Genomic DNA, 17,518 nt, shown 5'->3' with positions numbered 1-17,518 from the left:
CTGGCCAGGCTGCCGGGACAGGGGGATGACCATGCGGTCACTCATCGGGGCGGTGATGCTGCTGGCGGCGATGCCGGCGGGGGCGCAACCCCGCCTGCCCTCGCCCGAGGCGCTGGCGGCGCCCGGCCGGCCCGGCTGGATGGTGGAGACGCGGCAGGGCTGCTGGCTGTGGAACCCGGCACCGCGGGAGGGCGAGACGGCCAGCTGGTTCGGCGCCTGCCCCGAAGGCCCGGCGGAAGGCCGCGGCAGCGCCGAGTTCCTGGCGCCCGACGGCACCGCGCTGCGCTACATCGGCATGATGCGGGACGGGCGGCCGGACGGCTTCGGCCAGGCCCGCGCCAGCGCGGGCGATGGCTATGCCGGGGAATGGCGGAACGGGCTGCCGCATGGCTTCGGCATCCTGACCGCCGCCAATGGCGACCATTTCGAGGGCGAGTGGCGGGATGGCCGGCGCCGCGGGCTCGGCACGCAGACACTGTCCAATGGCGACCGCTTCGAGGGAGGCTGGCAGGACGACCAGCCGCATGGCTATGGCCGCGCCGTGCTGGGGGGCGTGGTGCGGAGCGGCCTCTGGACCGCGGGGTGCTTCCGGGACCCCTGGGGGGAGGCAGTGGCGCTGGGCTGGACGGAGGGCGCATGCCGGTAGGGGATGGCTTCCAGGCCGAGTTGCGCGCCTGGCGACGCGACTTCCACGCCCATCCCGAATTCGGCTTCGAGGAGCGGCGGACCGCGCGGCTGGTGGCGGAAAAGCTGCGCGGCTTCGGCATCACGGAGGTGACGGAGGGCGTCGGCGGCACCGGCGTGGTGGCGACGCTGACGCGCGGCAGCGGCAACCGCTCCATCGCGCTGCGGGCCGACATGGACGCGCTGCGGATCACCGAGGCGACGGGGCTTCCCTACGCCTCAAGCAGCCCCGGCGTGATGCATGCCTGCGGGCATGACGGGCATACCACCATGCTGCTGGGCGCGGCGCGCATCCTGGCGGCGGAGGGCGGCTTCGAGGGCACGGTGCGCTTCATCTTCCAGCCCGCGGAGGAATGGGGGCGCGGCGCGCTCGCCATGCTGGGTGACGGGCTGATGGAGCGCTTCCCCTTCGAGGAGATCCACGGCCTGCACAACCTGCCGGGCCTCCCGGTCGGCGAATTCCGCACCCGCGCGGGCGCGGTGATGTCGGCGGAAGACAATTTCGAGATCGTGCTGCGCGGGCTGGGCGGCCATGCCTCCCGCCCGCAGGAGGGGCGGGAGGCGCTGGTCGCGGCCTGCGCGCTGGTGATGAACCTGCAGACCATCGTCGCGCGGCGCGTGGCGCCGACGGAGACGGCGGTGGTTTCCGTGACCGAACTGCTGACGGATGGCACGCGCAATGCGCTGCCCGGCCTGGCGCGCATCCTGGGCGATGCGCGGAGCTTCGACCCTGCCGTGAGCGCGACCATCGAGGCCGAGATGCGCCGCATCGCCGCCGGGACCGCAGCCAGCTACGGGCTGGCATGCGACGTGACCTACTCGCGCGAATTCATCCCCACCCTCAACGACGCCGAGGCCACCGCCGCCGCCATGCAGGCGGCGCGTGCCGTGATGGGGGAGGCGCAGGTGGCGGAGCTTGCGGCGCCGCATACGGGGTCCGAGGATTTCGCGCGCTTCCTGCATCACGCGCCCGGCTGCTTCGCCTTCATCGGCAATGGCAAGGCATCGGCGCCGCTGCACAATCCCGGCTACGACTTCAACGACGCGGCGCTGCCGCATGGCGTCGCGTATTTCGTGCGGCTGGTGCGGGACCGGCTGCCGGAGGCCCGGGCCTGAAGACGGTCCAGGCCCGTCCCGGGCCCATGGACCCTTGGGGGGGATGGGGTCCGGGGAAGGCAAGGCCTTCCCCGAGGCTCACCGCCCCATCGTATAGAACTGGTCGTTCGGCCGCATGCTGGTGACGTTCGCCATGCGGTTCGACATGCCGAAGAAGGAGGCGATGGCGGCGATGTCCCAGGCATCCTCCAGCGTGAAGCCGTGTTCCGCCAGCGTCGCGAAATCCGTGTCGCCGACGGCGAAGGCTTCGAAGGCCACCTTCATCGCGAAGTCCAGCATCGCCTTCTGCCGGGCCGTGATGTCGGCCTTGCGGTAGTTGATCGCGACCTGGTCCGCGACCAGCGGGTTCTTCGCGCGGATGCGCAGGATGGCGCCGTGGGCGACCACGCAATACTGGCACTGGTTGGCGTTGCTGGTGGCGACGACGATCATTTCCCGCTCCGCCTTGGTCAGCACGCCGGGCTTGTCCATCAGCGCGTCGTGATAGGCCATGAAGGCGCGGAATTCGTCGGGCCGGTGCGCGAGCACGAGGAAGACGTTGGGGATGAAGCCGGCCTTCTCCTGCACCGTCAGCAGGCGGGCGCGGATGTCTTCCGGCATCTCCTCCAAGGTGGGCACGGGGAAGCGGCCGAGGGGCGGCGTCGTCGTGGTGGACATGGGACTGGCTTTCGTCGTTGTTCGTTCAGGCGATGGTGGGATCGAGCGGCACGAGCAGGCGGCCGCGCACCTGGCCTTCCATCAGGCGCCCGGCGGCGGGGATCACTTCCGCCAACGGGATTTCCTGCGTCAGGCTTTCCAGCATGGCGGGGTCGAGGTCCCGCGCCAGGCGGCGCCAGGCCTCCAGCCGATCCTCCTTCGGGCACATGACGCTGTCCACGCCGGCGAGGGTGACGCCGCGGAGGATGAAGGGCGCGACGGTGGCGGGCAGCGCCATGCCGGCGGCGAGCCCGCAGGCGGCGACGGTGCCGCGATACTTCATGGCGGCGCAGACATTCGCCAGCACATGGCCGCCCGCGACATCGATGGCGCCGGCCCAGCGTTCGCGCGCCAGCGGCTTGCCGGGCTGCGCGTATTCCGCGCGGTCCATGATGGCGGCGGCGCCGAGCGCGGTGAGGAAGGGCGCTTCCTCCGCCCGGCCGGTCATGGCGGTGACGCGGTAGCCGAGCTTCGACAGGATCGCCACGGCGACGCTGCCGACGCCACCCGCGGCACCGGTGACCAGCACATCGCCGCTGCCGGGCGTGACGCCATGGCGTTCGAGCGCCATGACGCAGAGCATGGCGGTATAGCCCGCGGTGCCGATCGCCATGGCCTGGCGCAGCGTGAAGGGCGCCTGCAGCGGCACGAGCCACTCGGCCTTGAGCCGCGCCTTGCCGGCGAGGCCGCCCCAATGCGCTTCCCCCACGCCCCAGCCATTCAGCACCACCTTGTCGCCGGGCGCATAGGCGGGGCTGTCGGAGTGTTCCACCACGCCGGCGAGGTCGATGCCCGGCACCATGGGGAAGCTGCGCACCACCGGCCCCTTGCCGGTGATGGCGAGGCCGTCCTTGTAGTTCAGCGTCGACCAGGCGACGCGGATGGTGACGTCCCCGGCGGGCAGGCGGCTGTCATCGAGTTGCGTGAGCGTGGCGCGGGAGCCCTGCTCCGTCTTCTCGATCAGGATGGCGTCGAACATCCGGGGTTCCTTCCGGGTTGCAGCGCGGCGAGGAAGCCGCGCGCGAAGAGGTCGAGGGGCTCGGGCGCGCGTTCCAGCTTGGCGCGCAGCACCGCGCCTTCCCAGCCGATCCAGAAGAAGGCGGCCATTGCCGTGCAATCCGTGTCGGTGGCGATCTCACGCTTCTCGCGCGCGGCTTCCAGGCAGCGGGCGGTGCGCGCCTGCCAGTCGAGGAAGACGCCGTGCAGCGCCGCGCGGAAGGCTTCGGGCAGCACGCCCATCTCCTGCCCCAGATTGCCGACCAGGCAGCCGCGGCGGTAGCCGTGGCGGGCCATGCCGGCGCGGGCATCGGCGATGAAGTCGATGAGGCGCTGCAGCGGGGCGCGGGTCTCATCCGCGAAATGGCGATCGAGCTTCGCGGCGAAATAGGCGGCATAGGCGTCGATCAGCGCCAGGCCGAAGGCGTCCTTGCCCGGGAAGTAGTGGTAGAAGGATCCCTTGGGGATGCCGGTGGCGGCGAGGATTTCCTCGAGCCCCACGGATGCGAAGCCCTTTTCCGTCAGGATGGCGACGCCGGCGCGGACCAGCCTTTCGCGCGTATCCGCCAGCGCGCGGCCATCCCGCGGCGGGCGACCGCGACGGCGGGGTGCGGCGACGGGAAGATCCATGGGGTGAATTTAGACCGGTTGTCTCCGATAAGGCAAGGCGGGGCCGGGACGGGCCAGGAAGGCACCGGGCGACGTGGCCTCGCCTCATGCCGATTTGCAGAAATGCTGACGCATTTCCGCCCTCAGGCGCGTCGTGCCGAAGGCACGCCTGCGGCGTGACGGGCGGCGGCATCCGCCGCCTTGGCTCGCCGCATGAGCGGCGGGCCGCATTCGCGGCCTCGGCCGACAGTGTGGGCCGCAGGTCACGACATGGGCGCGGCGGTATAGGGCCCATGGCCGCTATGCGGCGCGCAGCGCGATCTGCCGCCCGGCCACCTTGCGCGCCATCGCCTGGTCATGCGTCACCAGCAGCACCGCCAGCCCCCGCTCGCGCGACACCTCGCGCAGCGCCGCCATCGTCTCCTGCTGCGTGATGGGGTCGAGCCGGGAGGTGGGCTCATCGGCGAACAGGAAGACCGGATCGGCCAGCAGCGCCCGCGCGATGGCGATGCGCTGCAATTCGCCCCCCGAGACTTGGTCCGGACGCCGGTCGAGCAGTGCATCGGGCACGCGCAGCCGGGCGAGCATCGCCGCCAGCTGCGACCAGGGCACGCCATGCAGCGCCGCCGCCTCGGCCAGCGCGGTGCGGAGGTCGAGGCGCGGCGCGAAGGTGGCGACGGGGTCCTGGTAGAGCTTCTGGTAGCGCGTGCGCGCCAGGCCGGCGCGACGTCGGACCTGCCCGGCCGCGGGGCGCAGCAGCCCCAGCAGAACATTGCCGAGCGTGGTCTTGCCGCAGCCGCTGGGGCCGGTGACCGCGACCCACTCGCCGGCACCCACCGCCAGGTCCAGCGCCTCGAACAGGCGGCGCCCGCCGCGCTCGGCGGCGAGGCTGGTGGCGGACAGGAGTTCCTCGCCCGCGCCGGGGATTGCGTCATTGGCCCAGGCTTCCGGCTCAGCCGCCAGCAGGCGCCGGGTATAGGCGTGCGACGGCGCGGTCAGCACCGTCTCCGCGGGACCGTGCTCCACCACCTCGCCATCCAGCATCACCATCACCTCCCCGCCCAGCGCCCGGGCGACGGCGACGTCATGGGTGATGCAGAGCAGCGATCCACCCGCCAGCAGGGCACCGCGCAGCAAGGCGACGACGGCGCTGCGCAGATCGGAGTCGAGCCCCTTGGTCGGTTCATCGGCCAGCAGCAGGGGCGCTCCGCCGGCGCGCGCCGCAGCCACCGCCACGCGTTGCGCCATGCCGCCGGAAAGCTGGTGCGGGAAGCGGGTGGCGGCACCCGACAGGCCGAGCGCCGCAAGATCCTCCCGCGCGCGGGCGGTGGCCTCCGCCATGCTCAGGCCTCGCACGAAGCGGTGGCCCTGCGCGACCTGCGGCAGGACGCGCATGGTGGGATCGAGCGCGAGCCAGGGTTCCTGCGGCAGCATGGCGATGCCCCGGCCCCAGAGATGCCGCCGCGCGGCGCGGTCACCCGCTTCGGATGCCGCGTCCCCCAGCACGACCCGGCCGGAGGCGACCAGTTCCGGCGCCAGCGTGCCCATCGCGGCTTCCGCCACCAGCGTCTTGCCCGAGCCGGTCTCGCCCACGATCGTCAGGGGCACGCCGGGGGCCACGCGGATGGACACGCCCCGCACCAGGGCGACGCCGCCGGCGCTGACGCGCAGATCCTCGATGGTCAGGGATGGGGTCATCGGGGGTCGCGTCCCGCCAGCAATTGCAGACCGAGCACCAGCGCGAAGAGGCAGAGCGCCGGCGCCAGCATCGCAAGCGGCGCCTCGTCGTAATGGGGCAGCAGCTCCACCATCATCAGGCCCCATTCCGCCGTGGGCGGGCGCAGGCCGATGCCGATGAAGCCCAGCGCGCCGACCGCCAGCACCGCGCCGGCGAAGCCGAAGGCCGCGAGGGTGCCGAACAGCGGCGCCATCTCCGGCAGCACATGCCGGCGCAGCACATGCCAGGGCCCGAAACCGAGCAGGCGCGCGGCCTCGACCGCGGGCGAGGCGAGCAACGCGCCGGATGCGGCGCGGGTCACGCGGAACCACTCCACCCACATGGCCAGGGACAGGCCGAGGAACAGCGGCCAGAAGGCGCCGGGGGCGAGTGCCACGACCAGCAGCACCAGCAGCAGCCCGGGCAGCGCCAGCACGGCATCGCCCAGGCCCGACAGCACGCGGTCGGTCCACCCGCCGGCCCAGGCGGCCAGCAGGCCCAGCAGGATGCCGGGCACCGCGGCCGCCACCACCGTCGCGGCGCCGAGCGAGACCGACAGCCGCGCCGCGTGCACGAGCCGCACCAGCACCGATCGGCCGAGATGGTCGCGGCCGAGCAGCGCATCGGCCGAAGGGGGGTCGAGCACCGCCGAGAGATCCTGGCGCGTCGGGCTGCCCTCCACGAGGAGCGGCCCGAGGATCGCCATTAGGACGACCAGGCCGACCAGGGTGCCGCCCATCAGCCGCGCGGGTGAATGACCGCGCGCGGCAATCCGCCGCAGGCCCCTCATCCGCGCCGCCTCGGATCCGCGGCCAGGATCGCCAGATCGGTGAAGGCGTTCAGCGCCACGAAGATCAGCCCGAGGGACAGCGCCGTGCCCTGCAGCATCGGCACGTCGCGCGCGGCGATCGCATGCGACAGGGCGTGGCCGATGCCAGGCCAGCCGAACAGGCTTTCCACCACCACGACCCCTTCGACCAGCAGGGCGAGATTGACGCCGAGATAGGCGAGCACGGGCACCGCGGCGTTGCGCGGCACGTGTTGCCGGACCGCCTGGGCGCGGGTCAGCCCGCGCAGCAGCGCGAAGCCGAAGAAGGGCGCGCTGGTGGCCGCGACGGTGGCGTCCCGCGCCACCCGCGCCGAGGCGGCGGCGAGGCCAAGCCCGAGCGCCAGCGCCGGCAGGACGAGGTTCTCCGTCGCATGGAAGCCGGCGACGGGCAGCCAGCCCAGCGTCACGCCGAACAGCAGCATCAGCCCGATGCCGAGCGCGAAGACCGGCAGCGCGCGCAGCGCCGCGGCGCCGACCATGCCCGCCTGGTCCAGCACGCCCCCCGGCCGCAGCCCCGCGAAAAGGCCCAGCGCCGGCCCCGCGAGCAGCGCGAGCGACAGCGCGGCGAGGGAGAGCAGCAGCGTGTGGCCGAGCTGATAGGCGACCTCCTCCACCACCCTGTCGCCGGTGACGAGCGAGACGCCGAGATCGCCCTGCGCCAGCCGGGCGACCCAGGCCATGAACTGCTCCGCCGCCGGGCGATCCAGGCCGAGCTCGGCGCGCACGGCGTCGGCGCTGGCCGTGGTCACGCGGTCATAGCCGTAGCGGCCTTCCGCGACGCGCAGCGCCTGGTCGCCCGGCAGCAGGCGGACGAGCGTGAAGCACAAGCCGCTGACGAGCACCGTCACCAGCACCGCCTGCACGGCCCGCCGCAGCAGGGCGCGCACTACTCCGCCCATCGCATCGCCTCGATCCGGTAGGAGAGTTCCAGCGGGTCCACGCTGACATTTGCCAGGCGGCGCGAGATGGCCACGCGGTGGTCGTACCAGACGACCGGGATCACCGGCAGCTCCGCCTGGAGGATCGTGGAGGCCCGGCCGCGCAGCGCCGCGCGCTCCGCCGCTTCGGTGCTGCGGCCGAGCGTGGCCAGGATCTCGATCAGCTCGGGCGAGGCCCAGCCCATCGCACCCCAGTCGCCGCCGCGCGGGCCGAAATCGGCCAGCAGGGTGCCGATGGGATCGGGCACCAGGGAGAAGTTGCGCGCCATCAACGCGGCCTCGAGCGTGCCGTCGCGATGGCCGGCGGGGATCTCGCTCGACACCACCACCGCGACCTGCATGTCGATGCCGACCTCGCGCAGGGATTCCTGGATGGCCGCCGCGACGACCGGCAGTTCCGGGCGCGTCGAGAAGGTGCGCAGCGTGAAGCGGAACGGCCGCCCCTCTCGCGTCAGGATGCCATCGGGGCCGCTGGTCCAGCCGGCCTCGGCCAGCAATCGCCGCGCCGCCGCCGGATCACGCCGCAGCGGTGCCAGGCCGGCGACATGCCATTCCGCGAGTGTCGGCGGGAAGAGCTGCGTCGCGGCCGCCGCGGGCGATCGCAGGATGCCGCGCGCGATGCCGTCGCGGTCGATGGCGAGGCTCACCGCCTGCCGCGTGCGAAGGTCGGAGAACTGGGGCAGGCCGGCATTCAGCTTCAGGGTCTGGGTGCGCGGGATGGGCATCACCCGCACCTCGACGCGCGGCGAGCGGCGCAGACGGTCGGTGCCGGCGGGATCGAGGGTGAAGACGAGGTCGGCGCGACCGCTTTCCGCCATCAGGGCGCGGGTTTCGCCGCGGGCCACCGATTCGTAGACGGCGCGCGCGATGGCCGGCGCCGGGCCACCGTTCCAGGCCTCGAAGCGCTCGACCTCGAAGCGGAAGGGCGGCTGGAAGCCGACGAGGCGGTAGGGGCCGGTCGCGATCAGCCGCCGCACGGCACCGGTCTCGTCCCAGGAGCCGGGGGCGAGGATCTGGCTGGAGGATTCGGCCAGGAAGGCCAGCAGCGGCGTGAAGGGGGCGGAGGTGCGCAGTTCCACCACGCCAGGCCCGTCGGCCGTGATGCTCGTCAGCGGCGCGTTGGCCAGCGGGCCGGGCTGCGCCCGGGCGCGCCGCAGCGAAGCCGCCACCGCCTCCGCGGTCACGGGGCTGCCGTCATGGAAGGTGGCGCCGGCGCGCAGCGTCATGCGCCAGGTCAGCCGGTCGTCGGAAAGGGTCCAGCCGGAGGCCAGCTGCGGCACGGGCAGCCCGCCATCGTCGGCGCCGACCAGGGTTTCCGCGACGCGCATGCGGGTGAAGTTGAAGCCGTCGCGGCTCGGCTCCATCGACTCGACGTGAAAGGGCGCCACCACGCGCAGCGGCTGCTGGGCCAGGGTGAGTCCGGGCCAGAGCGTCAGGGCGAGGAGCAGCAGTGGGGGTCGGCGCATCGTGGCTTGGCCTTGGGGTTCGATGAGTGACGTTATAACGTTGCATTCGTTCGCGGCAACCCGGCCTGCCGGAGGCGCGCCCGGGGCGTGACGCAGCTGTCGCGGCTTCCATCCAGGCGCCTGGACCGGTCAAGTGACCGGTCCGCCGGCGTCACGCGATCCGTTCCGTCGAGACCTCATGCAATGCCTGGCCCGTCGCCTCGAAGGCGGTGATGTTCGCAACGGTGGTCTCGGCGATGGCGGTCAGCGCTTCCTCGGTGAAGAAGGCCTGGTGCGCGGTGACCAGGACGTTCGGGAAGGTCAGCAGCCGCGCGAAGACGTCGTCATGGATCACCCGGCCGGAGAGGTCCTCGAAGAAGAGGTCCGCCTCCTCCTCGTAGACGTCGAGGCCGAGCAGCCCGATGCGCCCCGCCTTCAGCCCCGCGATGACCGCGAGCGTGTCGACGATGGCGCCACGGCTGGTGTTGATCAGCATCGCGCCGGGCCGCATGCGCGCCACGGCGGCCGCATCGATCAGGTGATGCGTCTCCGGCGTCAGCGGGCAGTGCAGGGAGATGATGTCGGATGCCGCGAGCAGCGTGTCGAGCGACACATAGGCCGCGCCGGCGGCTTGCAGCGCCGCATCCGGCCGCGGATCGTGGGCCAGCACCTGGCAGCCGAAGCCCAGCATGATGCGCGCCAGCGCAACGCCGATGCGCCCCGTGCCGACCACGCCGACCGTCCGCCCCTTCATGTCGAAGCCGATCAGCCCGTCGAGCGCGAAATTGCCCTCCCGCACGCGGTTGTAGGCGCGGTGGATCCGGCGGTTCAGCGCGAGGATCATGGCGACCGTGTGCTCCGCCACCGACTCCGGCGAATAGGCGGGCACGCGCGCGACCGTGATGCCGAGCCGCCGCGCCTCGACGAGATCCACGTTGTTGAAGCCGGCCGAACGCAGGGCGAGCAGCCGCACGCCCATCCCGGCCAGTGCGCCGAGCACGGCGGCGTCCGCCACGTCATTGACGAAGGCGCAGACCGCGCCCGCGCCCCGCGCCAGCACCGCCGTTTCGGCCGAGAGCCGCGGTTCCAGGTAGAGCAGGCGGTGGTGCCCGCCGGCCGCAGCGTTCGCGGCGTCAAGGAAGCGGCGGTCATAGGGCTTGGTGCTGAAGACGGCGACCTGCATCTCGTTGCTCCTTGCCATTCACCCGCGCCGGCCGGCCGCGAGGCGGCGTCGCAGCGCCTTCTCCCCTTCCAGCACCAGCATCAGCCCGACGCCCGCGAGCAGGATCGGCAGCCCGTCCGCGACCGGGTCCAGGGCGCGCGTCGCGAACAGCCCCTGCATCGGCGGGGCGTAGGTGAAGGCGACCTGCAGGAGCGCCACCGACCCCACGCCGATCAGCACCGGCCGGGTCCCCAGCGCGCCGCGCCAGGTGAAGGAGGTGCTCCGCTGGTAGCGAACGCTGAAGAGGTAGGCGATCTCCAGCACCACGATGCCATTCACCACCGCGGTCCGCGCGGCCTCCAGCGGCAGGCCGCGCCATTCGGACCAGGCGAAGATCGCGAAGGCGCCGAGGGTGAACAGCACGGAGACGAGGAGCACGCGCCAGACCAGGAAGCCCGACAGCAGCGGCTCCGACGGCGCGCGGGGCGGGCGGCGCATGAGGTCGGCCTCCGGCGGCTCGAAGGCGAGCACCAGGCCGAGCGTCACCGCCGTGACCATGTTGATCCAGAGGATCTGCACCGGCGTCAGCGGCAGCGTCAGGCCGAGCAGGATGGCCGCGACGACGATCAGCGCCTCGCCGCCATTGGTCGGCAGCGTCCAGGCGATCACCTTCTGGACGTTGTCGTAGACCGTCCGCCCTTCGCGCACCGCCGCGGTGATGGTGGCGAAGTTGTCGTCGGCCAGGACCATCTCCGCAGCCTCCTTGGCTGCCTCCGTGCCCTTCTGCCCCATGGCCACGCCGACATCGGCGCGCTTCAGGGCAGGGGCATCGTTCACGCCGTCGCCGGTCATGGCGACCACGGCGCCATCGGCCTGCAGGGCTTCCACGAGGCGCAGCTTGTGCTCCGGGCTGGTGCGGGCGAAGACGTCGCTTTCGCGCGCGCGTGCGCAGAGCGCGGCATCGTCCAGCGTATCCAGCTCCGCGCCCGTGACGACGGAGGCGGCGCCCCGCAGCCCCACCTGGCGCGCGATGGCGCCCGCCGTCGCGGCGTGGTCGCCGGTGATCATCTTCACGCGGATGCCCGCGGCCTGGCACTCCGCCACGGCGGCCACGGCTTCCTCCCGCGGCGGGTCGATCAGCCCGAGCAGGCCCAGCAGCACCAGGCCGTGCTCCACATCGGCTGGCGCCAGCGTCCCGGCGCCGTGCGGCAGGTCGCGCGTGGCGACGGCGAGCACCCGCATCCCGTCCGCCGCGAGCGCCTCCGCGCGCGCATGCCAGGCGGCTGCGTCCAGGCGCTCCTCGCCCGCCGGCCCGCATTGGTGGTCGCACATGCCGATCAGGCGCTCGGGGGCGCCCTTGACGCAGGCAAAGGCCCTGTCGTGCCCGGCGTGCAGCGTCGCCATGAACCGGTGGCGTGAGTCGAAGGGGATCTCGTCGCGGCGTGGATGGCGCAGCCGGACCGTCTCGGGCGGCACGCCCGCCCGCGCGGCGAAGGCGAGCAGCGCGCCCTCCATGGGATCGCCGGCGACCATCCAGCCGGTCTCCGGCTCGTCTCTCAGCGCCGCGTCGTTGCAGAGCGCGGCAGCGCGCGCGAGCGCGGAGAGCAGGGCTGCGCCCTCCGCGCCGGCGGGCTCGCCGTGCCGCGTCACGCTGCCCTGCGGGGCGTAGCCGGCGCCGGCGACCGCGAAGCGGCCGAAGCCGGTCTCCACCGCGGCGACCGTCATCTCGTTGCGCGTCAGGGTGCCGGTCTTGTCCGAGCAGATCACCGAGACGGCGCCGAGCGTCTCCACCGCCGGCAGGCGCCGCACGATGGCGCGCCGCGCGGCCATGCGGCGCACCCCGATCGCCAGCGTGATGGTCAGCACGGCGGGCAGGCCCTCCGGGATGGCGGCGACGGCAATGCCCACCACGGCCATGAACGCATCCTCGGCGTCATAGGCGCGGACCAGCCAGGCGAAGGCGAAGATGGCCGCCGCAAGACCCAGGATGACGCCGGTCAGGCGGCGCGCGAAGCCATCCATCTGGCGCAGCAGCGGGGTGGCCAGCTGCTGCACGCCGCCGATCAGCCCGCTGATCCGGCCGAGCTCCGTCGCCGTGCCCGTGGCGACGACAACGCCCATTCCCTGGCCGGCGGCGACCAGCGTGCCGGAGAAGGCGAGCGACGTGCGGTCGCCGAGGGCGGCTTCCGCGGCGACGGGAGCGACGGACTTCTCCACCGGCACGGACTCGCCGGTGAGGGCGGCTTCCTCGAGCCGAAGACCGCGGGCGCGCGTGAGGCGAAGGTCGGCCGGCACCCGATCCCCGGCCTCGAGGAGGACGATGTCGCCCGGGACCAGGTCGGCCGCGTCCACGGTCAGGCGCCTGCCATCGCGCAGCACCGAGGCGTGCGGGGTCAGCATGTCGCGGATGGCGTCCAGCGCCTGCTCGGCCCGGCCTTCCTGCACGAAGCCGACGATCGCGTTCACCACCACCACGCCGAGGATCACGGCGGCGTCGGTCGGATGGCCGAGGAGCGCCGTGATGCCCGCGGCGCCGAGCAGGACGTAGATCAGCAGGTTGGCGAACTGGGCCAGGAAGCGCCGCAGGGCGCTGCGCGGCGCGGCGGCCGGAAGGCGGTTCGGCCCGTGCGCCGCCAGACGCCGGGCGGCTTCGCCGGCAGCGAGGCCCGACGCCGTGGAGGCGAGGCTTTGCAGCGCCGCCTCGGCCGGCAGGGCATGCCAGGCCGTGCCAGTGACCGCCCCTTGCGCGGAGACCGCCCCGTCCCGCGCTTCCGGCATCAGGGGACCCCCAGCAGGAAGCCGGGCGGCTCGCGCAGGTCCATCTGCACGTCCTTCACGCCTGGAAGGCTTTCGGCCAGCACGCGCAGCGCGCGCGGCACGTCCGGCGAGCGGCACCAGCCGTGGAAGGTGACCACGCCGTCCTCGACCGAGGGGAAGACCAGATAGGCGTCGGCCCAGGGCTGCTCGCGCATCGCGCGCTCGACGTCCCGCAAGAGGCGGGCGTCCGACACGGCCACGTCCGGCGGCGCGGCGGTGCCGAAGGCGAGGCCGAGCAGGTCGGCGCGGGAGACGACGCCGACGAGCTTGCCATCGCGCAGCACCGGGACACGCTTGACCCCGCGCTCCTCCATCAGCTGCGCGATCTGCTCGCTTGGCGTATCCTCCTCCACCGCGACGAGTTCGGTGGTCATGACGTCCCTGGCCCGTTGGCCATGCAGCCGGGCGAAGCCCTTGGCGGTGTCGGCCGCGCGTTGGGTGAGCAGGGCGCGGAACCAGCCGCGCGGTCGGCCCGCCGGCTCACTCGCCAGCTGCCGTACCAGGTCGGCCTCGGTCACGATGCCCTGCACCTCGCCCCCGGGACCCAGCACGGGCACGGCGGAGATGCCGCGGTCGGCCAACAGGTGCGCGACATCCGCGAGGCGCGCCTCCGGCGCGACGGTCACGACCGTGGTGGTCATCAGGTCCTTGGCTCGCATGGCCCTCTCTCCCTCGTTCTCAAGAAGCATCCGAAACTGCGCGGCCGGCCGGCGTGCCGGGATCACGACGCGGTCAAGCCGCGTCGCGCCGTGGCCGTGCTGGCCGCGGGACGATTTGCCGTCGGCGATGGAGCGGTGCGGCCTTCAGGCCGCGAGCAGCACCGGCACCCGAGGGCGTGCGTCGAGCAGGTCGCTCGTCGCGCTGCCGAAGACGATGTTGTGGATCGGCGCGTGGCGGACCGCGCCCATCACGATCATGGCGCCCTCGACCTCTCCGGCCTTCGCGGCAAGTGCCTGGAGCACGCTTCGCCCGGCCCGCGGCACGGCAGCGAAGCTCGCACGCGCGCCGTGACGCGCGAGCAGGTGGACAAGCTCGATGCCTGACTGGCCGGACCGGAGGTCCTTGTCGTCGGTGACGGTGACCACGAGCGTCTCTGCCGCGTCACGGATGAAGGGCAGGGCCCCATGCACCGCGCGGACCGCGGCCGGCGTCGCATCCCATGCCACGACGACACGGGCCGGCGGCACCGCCAGCGGCGCGCGGGCAGGAATGAGCAGCACGGGACGCCCGCTGTCGAACACGGCGGCGCCGACCATCATGCGCTGCCCTGCGCCAGCGGCGCCCTGCAGGGCCAGCAGCCCCAGGTCGCTCACGCGCAGATGGTCCGCCATCACCTCGCCGGCACCGTAGGCGAAGCTGCTGCGCGCCCGCACCTCGCACCGGATGCCGCGCCGCTGCGCGGCCGCGCGAACCCGCGCGACCGAGGCCTCCTCCCGCTCCGCCAATTCCCAACCTGGAGTGGAGGCTTCCGCAAGCGCCGTCTCGACGGGGAACACGAGGACGGTGAGCTGCGCAGCGTGGGTCTCCGCCAGCGCGAAGGGCAGCTCCAGCGCCGCGTCGAGCGCCTCAGGATCAGCAGGCTCGATCTGAGTCGTGATCGTCGTGATCGTCATCGATGTCTTTCCCGGCTTTGGTCCAGCTCGGTTCGATCACCGGCCGTCCTTGTCTGCAGACTGCCTTTCGCCGATCTCGCGCACATTGATTTGCGTCAATCTGCGCCGAACCACGCTCAGCTATGCTCGACAGCGATGTGCGAGGCTGGGTTGAGGCAGACATGCTCACACGGAAGTTCATGACGGTGCGCGAGGTGGCCGAGCTCGCGCAGGTGGGCGAGGCGACGGTGCGCCACTGGATCAAGGATGGCGATTTGCGCGCGATCGATGTCGGGCGCGAATGGCGGATCATTCCGCGCGACCTCGAGGCGTTCCTCGAGCGTCATGCAACATTCCCGCCTGCCGTACCGCCTGCGGAAGCCGCTGGCGAACCAGGGACACGCTGATCCCCTCGCGCCGCAGAGCCACCGGCGACCGGCTGCAGTCCAGATGCACGCGTATTCGTGGAAGGCGAGAGAGACGATGAGTGATCGGAACCAGGCGGTCGGCCCGGGCACCATGCCGCGACGGATCCTGCTGGCGACGGACCTCAGTTGCCGTTGCGACCGCGCGCAGGACCGCGCCGTATGGCTTGCCGAGCGATGGGGAGCGACGCTGCATCTGCTGCATGTGCTGGAGCACGGGCAGGAGGAGGGAGGTTCATCCTGGCAGCGCGGGCGTTCCGCCCGGGAGTTGCTCGCAGAACGGCAGCTGCGCGCCACTATCCAGGACCGTGCTGTCGAAGCGGAGGTGGTTCTGCGGCGCGGAAGCGCGGCCGATGAGATCCTGCAGGCCGCCGAGGAACTGGGCAGCGACCTGATTGTCACCGGGATCGCGCGGGACGAGACGCTGACCCGGGCTTTGCTGGGAACCACCGTGGACCGGCTCATCCACCGCGCGCGCATGCCGGTGCTGGTCGTCAAGAACCGCGCCGGTCGCGCCTATGATCACGTCGTGCTGGCATCCGACTTCTCTCCATCGTCGGCGCAGGCGGCCCAGCAGGCGCTCCGGCTTTTTCCGGATGCGCGCATGACGCTGCTGCACGCGTACCGGGTGCCCTTCGAAGGCTTCATCAGCAAGGAGGCCAACCGCGGCGAGATCCAGGGCGAGGCGGAGCGCCAATGCGCTGCCTTCCTGGCGGCGATGCCCGTTGCGAAGGAGCAGCGCGATCGCCTGGAGTGCCTCATCGAATACGGATCGCCCGACGAGCTGGTCGGCACCTATGTCTGGGACAAGGAGGTTGATCTTGCCGTCGTCGGGACGCATGGCAGCAGCGGTGCCTTCGACATCCTGATCGGCAGCACGGCGGAGCGTCTGCTGGAGACCCTGCCCTGTGACGTGCTGGTCGTGCGCGAGCCACGCTCCCTTCCGGCCCTGCGCGCCACGCGCGGTGCGCCGGCGTGACGACGGCGCTCTGAGGGAAGCCGCGACACGCGGTCGGTTGGTGACGGCGGATGGCGCCATGGACCAGGCTTCGGCCGCGACGTGCACATCGGCGTCGAGGACTCGGTGCGGCCACTCCGCCGCGTGTCCGACGCCTGCCCGACCTTCGCGTGGACCTGGCACGGCTCGCTCGGATGCTGAGTGCCGTGGCAGGACAATGTCGGGCGGGGCGCGAGGCGCTGTGTTCTGCGCCCTGCGGCTGGCGCGCAGGCCCATGTCGCGCCGCTCCCGGTCACGCTGCTGTTGCAGGATCGAGGCGGCGGTGCCCGCCTTTTCCACGAGGGGCGTAAGGCCGGGGCCGTCAGCCCTGCCGCCAGCTTGGCCGTCCGTCCCGACATCCCTGCCGGGATGGTCGAGGCACCGCCAATCCTCCCCACAGCGCGGCGTGGAGGCCGGTGAACAGGTTCGGGCGCAGGCAGGGGTCTGCCTGGCGGAAGACATGGCTATCGAAGGGAAAACGAACGACCTTCGGGGCGGTGGCGAAGGATCTGGGATGCAGGGTGCGGGTTCTGGCGGAGAGGGTGGGATTCGAACCCACGGTAGGCTTGCACCTACTTCGGTTTTCGAGACCGACGCGATCGACCACTCCGCCACCTCTCCGCAGGCGGTGGCGCCCTATAGTCAGCATGGGCGCGGCGCGCAACACCCGGCCTGCGCCTTCCCGTTGACTCTCCGCCGGACACGCCGCTATACGCTGCGCCCTCCGGCGTTCCGGGTCACACCCCAGGGCCGCCGGCGGTCAGACATGGCCGCAGCGTCACCACCTCTCCGGGCGTCACCGCCCAGAAGCACCGGACCCCGAAAGCCCGAGCGCGAACATGACCTATGCAGTGATCCGCACCGGCGGCAAGCAGTACCGCGTCACCCCTGACGCCGTCCTGACCGTCGAGAAGCTCGAGGCCGAGCCGGGCGCCACCATCACCTTCCACGACGTTCTGGCGCTGGGCACCGATGCCGGCCTGACCGTCGGCGCGCCGACCGTGCCGGGCGCCACCGTGACCGCGGTGGTCGAAGCCCAGACCCGCGGCGACAAGGTGATCATCTTCAAGAAGCGCCGCCGGAAGAACAGCCGGCGGAAGAACGGCCACCGCCAGATGCAGACCGTGCTCCGCATCTCCGCGATCGCCGCGGCCTGAGCAAGAGACAGGAAGCACCCTCATGGCACACAAGAAGGCAGGCGGTTCGTCCCGCAACGGTCGCGACTCCGCCGGCAAGCGCCTCGGCGTGAAGCGGGGCGACGGCCAGCTTGTCCAGGCCGGCAACATCCTGGTGACGCAGCGCGGCACGAAGATGCTGGCCGGCACCAACGTCATCGTCGGCCGCACGCATTCGCTGCACGCCATCGTCGACGGCCACGTGAAGTTCGAACGCAAGGCCGAAGGCCGCGTGCAGATCTCCGTCACGCCGCTCGCGGTCGCCGCCGAGTAATCACCCCCGCCATCCCGGCGAGGTTCTGGACGGGGGCCTGACGGCC

The 17,518-nt window shown here is 72.3% G+C and carries 17 protein-coding genes and 1 tRNA gene; 6 read left to right on the top strand and 12 right to left on the bottom strand.

Annotation, left to right across the window (positions count from 1 at the left end; translation table 11 throughout):
* Positions 1-31 precede the first annotated feature (31 nt).
* Both G3576_RS13220 and G3576_RS13215 read left to right on the top strand, forming a co-directional pair.
* Positions 32-646 carry an MORN repeat-containing protein gene (locus tag G3576_RS13220; RefSeq protein ID WP_164694857.1) on the top strand — a complete coding sequence of 205 codons (615 nt, stop codon included), beginning with the start codon at positions 32-34 and terminating at the stop codon, positions 644-646.
* A complete protein-coding gene (locus G3576_RS13215; protein WP_164694856.1) occupies positions 637-1,800 on the top strand; it encodes a M20 aminoacylase family protein in 1,164 nt (387 codons plus the stop codon). The genes G3576_RS13220 and G3576_RS13215 overlap by 10 nt, the downstream gene beginning before the upstream one ends.
* A 78-nt stretch (positions 1,801-1,878) precedes the next feature.
* Here the strand turns inward: G3576_RS13215 and G3576_RS13210 are convergent, their stop codons facing one another.
* From G3576_RS13210 to G3576_RS13160, 11 genes are all read right to left on the bottom strand, one after another.
* Positions 1,879-2,457 carry a peroxidase-related enzyme gene (locus G3576_RS13210; protein ID WP_164694855.1) on the bottom strand — a complete coding sequence of 193 codons (579 nt, stop codon included), beginning with the start codon at positions 2,455-2,457 and terminating at the stop codon, positions 1,879-1,881.
* A 25-nt stretch (positions 2,458-2,482) separates the two neighbouring features.
* Entirely contained in the window at positions 2,483-3,475 is a 993-nt protein-coding gene (gene acuI / locus G3576_RS13205) for an acrylyl-CoA reductase (NADPH) (RefSeq protein ID WP_164694854.1), read from the bottom strand.
* The gene (acuR, locus tag G3576_RS13200) at positions 3,457-4,122 is read right to left on the bottom strand and encodes an acrylate utilization transcriptional regulator AcuR (protein WP_164694853.1); all 666 of its coding nucleotides are present in this window, start codon (positions 4,120-4,122) and stop codon (positions 3,457-3,459) included. The genes acuI and acuR overlap by 19 nt, the downstream gene beginning before the upstream one ends.
* Positions 4,123-4,401: 279 nt before the next feature.
* Entirely contained in the window at positions 4,402-5,799 is a 1,398-nt protein-coding gene (locus G3576_RS13195; protein WP_164694852.1) for an ABC transporter ATP-binding protein, read from the bottom strand.
* The gene (locus G3576_RS13190) at positions 5,796-6,608 is read right to left on the bottom strand and encodes an ABC transporter permease (protein ID WP_164694851.1); all 813 of its coding nucleotides are present in this window, start codon (positions 6,606-6,608) and stop codon (positions 5,796-5,798) included. The genes G3576_RS13195 and G3576_RS13190 overlap by 4 nt, the downstream gene beginning before the upstream one ends.
* On the bottom strand, positions 6,605-7,546 hold the full coding sequence (locus G3576_RS13185) for an ABC transporter permease (protein WP_164694850.1): 942 nt from the start codon (positions 7,544-7,546) through the stop codon (positions 6,605-6,607). The genes G3576_RS13190 and G3576_RS13185 overlap by 4 nt, the downstream gene beginning before the upstream one ends.
* Positions 7,534-9,051 carry an ABC transporter substrate-binding protein gene (locus G3576_RS13180; RefSeq protein ID WP_164694849.1) on the bottom strand — a complete coding sequence of 506 codons (1,518 nt, stop codon included), beginning with the start codon at positions 9,049-9,051 and terminating at the stop codon, positions 7,534-7,536. The genes G3576_RS13185 and G3576_RS13180 overlap by 13 nt, the downstream gene beginning before the upstream one ends.
* A 151-nt stretch (positions 9,052-9,202) precedes the next feature.
* Complete coding sequence (locus tag G3576_RS13175; RefSeq protein WP_164694848.1) at positions 9,203-10,213, bottom strand: 2-hydroxyacid dehydrogenase; 1,011 nt, start codon at positions 10,211-10,213, stop codon at positions 9,203-9,205.
* An 18-nt stretch (positions 10,214-10,231) separates the two neighbouring features.
* Positions 10,232-12,970 carry a cation-transporting P-type ATPase gene (locus G3576_RS13170; protein ID WP_164694847.1) on the bottom strand — a complete coding sequence of 913 codons (2,739 nt, stop codon included), beginning with the start codon at positions 12,968-12,970 and terminating at the stop codon, positions 10,232-10,234.
* Positions 12,970-13,668 (bottom strand): CBS domain-containing protein, encoded by a 699-nt coding sequence (locus G3576_RS13165; RefSeq protein ID WP_164694846.1) that lies wholly within the window; start codon positions 13,666-13,668, stop codon positions 12,970-12,972. The genes G3576_RS13170 and G3576_RS13165 overlap by 1 nt, the downstream gene beginning before the upstream one ends.
* Before the next feature lie 144 nt (positions 13,669-13,812).
* Complete coding sequence (locus G3576_RS13160) at positions 13,813-14,622, bottom strand: adenine nucleotide alpha hydrolase family protein (protein WP_164694845.1); 810 nt, start codon at positions 14,620-14,622, stop codon at positions 13,813-13,815.
* A gap of 122 nt (positions 14,623-14,744) precedes the next feature.
* On the opposite strand from G3576_RS13160, the gene G3576_RS13155 reads away from it, so the two are divergent.
* Positions 14,745-15,008 (top strand): helix-turn-helix domain-containing protein, encoded by a 264-nt coding sequence (locus tag G3576_RS13155; protein WP_235951848.1) that lies wholly within the window; start codon positions 14,745-14,747, stop codon positions 15,006-15,008.
* A 76-nt stretch (positions 15,009-15,084) separates the two neighbouring features.
* Positions 15,085-16,005, top strand: coding sequence for a universal stress protein (locus G3576_RS13150; protein ID WP_164694844.1), 921 nt, complete (start codon positions 15,085-15,087; stop codon positions 16,003-16,005).
* 549 nt (positions 16,006-16,554) lie between these two features.
* On the opposite strand, the gene G3576_RS13145 is transcribed toward G3576_RS13150, so the two are convergent.
* Positions 16,555-16,644, bottom strand: a tRNA-Ser gene (locus tag G3576_RS13145).
* Between the two features lie 218 nt (positions 16,645-16,862).
* Between G3576_RS13145 and rplU the strand changes: the two genes are divergently transcribed.
* The gene (gene rplU / locus G3576_RS13140; protein ID WP_092963191.1) at positions 16,863-17,180 is read left to right on the top strand and encodes a 50S ribosomal protein L21; all 318 of its coding nucleotides are present in this window, start codon (positions 16,863-16,865) and stop codon (positions 17,178-17,180) included.
* Positions 17,181-17,202: 22 nt separating this feature from the next.
* The gene (rpmA, locus tag G3576_RS13135) at positions 17,203-17,472 is read left to right on the top strand and encodes a 50S ribosomal protein L27 (RefSeq protein WP_164694843.1); all 270 of its coding nucleotides are present in this window, start codon (positions 17,203-17,205) and stop codon (positions 17,470-17,472) included.
* Positions 17,473-17,518 lie beyond the last annotated feature (46 nt).

The organism is Falsiroseomonas algicola, from assembly GCF_011040385.1.
GTDB classification, from domain to species: domain Bacteria; phylum Pseudomonadota; class Alphaproteobacteria; order Acetobacterales; family Acetobacteraceae; genus Falsiroseomonas; species Falsiroseomonas algicola.
This window is presented reverse-complemented; position numbering and strand designations above follow the sequence as displayed.

Bases quoted from the DNA above. Each gene is read 5' to 3' on its own strand.
- G3576_RS13170 (WP_164694847.1), bottom strand. From the start codon at position 12,970: ATGCCGGAAGCGCGGGACGGGGCGGTCTCCGCGCAAGGGGCGGTCACT.
- G3576_RS13210 (WP_164694855.1), bottom strand. From the start codon at position 2,457: ATGTCCACCACGACGACGCCGCCCCTCGGCCGCTTCCCCGTGCCCACC.
- G3576_RS13185 (WP_164694850.1), bottom strand. From the start codon at position 7,546: ATGGGCGGAGTAGTGCGCGCCCTGCTGCGGCGGGCCGTGCAGGCGGTG.
- G3576_RS13160 (WP_164694845.1), bottom strand. From the start codon at position 14,622: ATGACGATCACGACGATCACGACTCAGATCGAGCCTGCTGATCCTGAG.
- G3576_RS13155 (WP_235951848.1), top strand. From the start codon at position 14,745: ATGCTCGACAGCGATGTGCGAGGCTGGGTTGAGGCAGACATGCTCACA.
- acuI (WP_164694854.1), bottom strand. From the start codon at position 3,475: ATGTTCGACGCCATCCTGATCGAGAAGACGGAGCAGGGCTCCCGCGCC.
- G3576_RS13195 (WP_164694852.1), bottom strand. From the start codon at position 5,799: ATGACCCCATCCCTGACCATCGAGGATCTGCGCGTCAGCGCCGGCGGC.
- G3576_RS13175 (WP_164694848.1), bottom strand. From the start codon at position 10,213: ATGCAGGTCGCCGTCTTCAGCACCAAGCCCTATGACCGCCGCTTCCTT.
- rpmA (WP_164694843.1), top strand. From the start codon at position 17,203: ATGGCACACAAGAAGGCAGGCGGTTCGTCCCGCAACGGTCGCGACTCC.
- G3576_RS13190 (WP_164694851.1), bottom strand. From the start codon at position 6,608: ATGAGGGGCCTGCGGCGGATTGCCGCGCGCGGTCATTCACCCGCGCGG.
- G3576_RS13150 (WP_164694844.1), top strand. From the start codon at position 15,085: ATGAGTGATCGGAACCAGGCGGTCGGCCCGGGCACCATGCCGCGACGG.
- rplU (WP_092963191.1), top strand. From the start codon at position 16,863: ATGACCTATGCAGTGATCCGCACCGGCGGCAAGCAGTACCGCGTCACC.
- acuR (WP_164694853.1), bottom strand. From the start codon at position 4,122: ATGGATCTTCCCGTCGCCGCACCCCGCCGTCGCGGTCGCCCGCCGCGG.
- G3576_RS13180 (WP_164694849.1), bottom strand. From the start codon at position 9,051: ATGCGCCGACCCCCACTGCTGCTCCTCGCCCTGACGCTCTGGCCCGGA.
- G3576_RS13220 (WP_164694857.1), top strand. From the start codon at position 32: ATGCGGTCACTCATCGGGGCGGTGATGCTGCTGGCGGCGATGCCGGCG.
- G3576_RS13215 (WP_164694856.1), top strand. From the start codon at position 637: ATGCCGGTAGGGGATGGCTTCCAGGCCGAGTTGCGCGCCTGGCGACGC.
- G3576_RS13165 (WP_164694846.1), bottom strand. From the start codon at position 13,668: ATGCGAGCCAAGGACCTGATGACCACCACGGTCGTGACCGTCGCGCCG.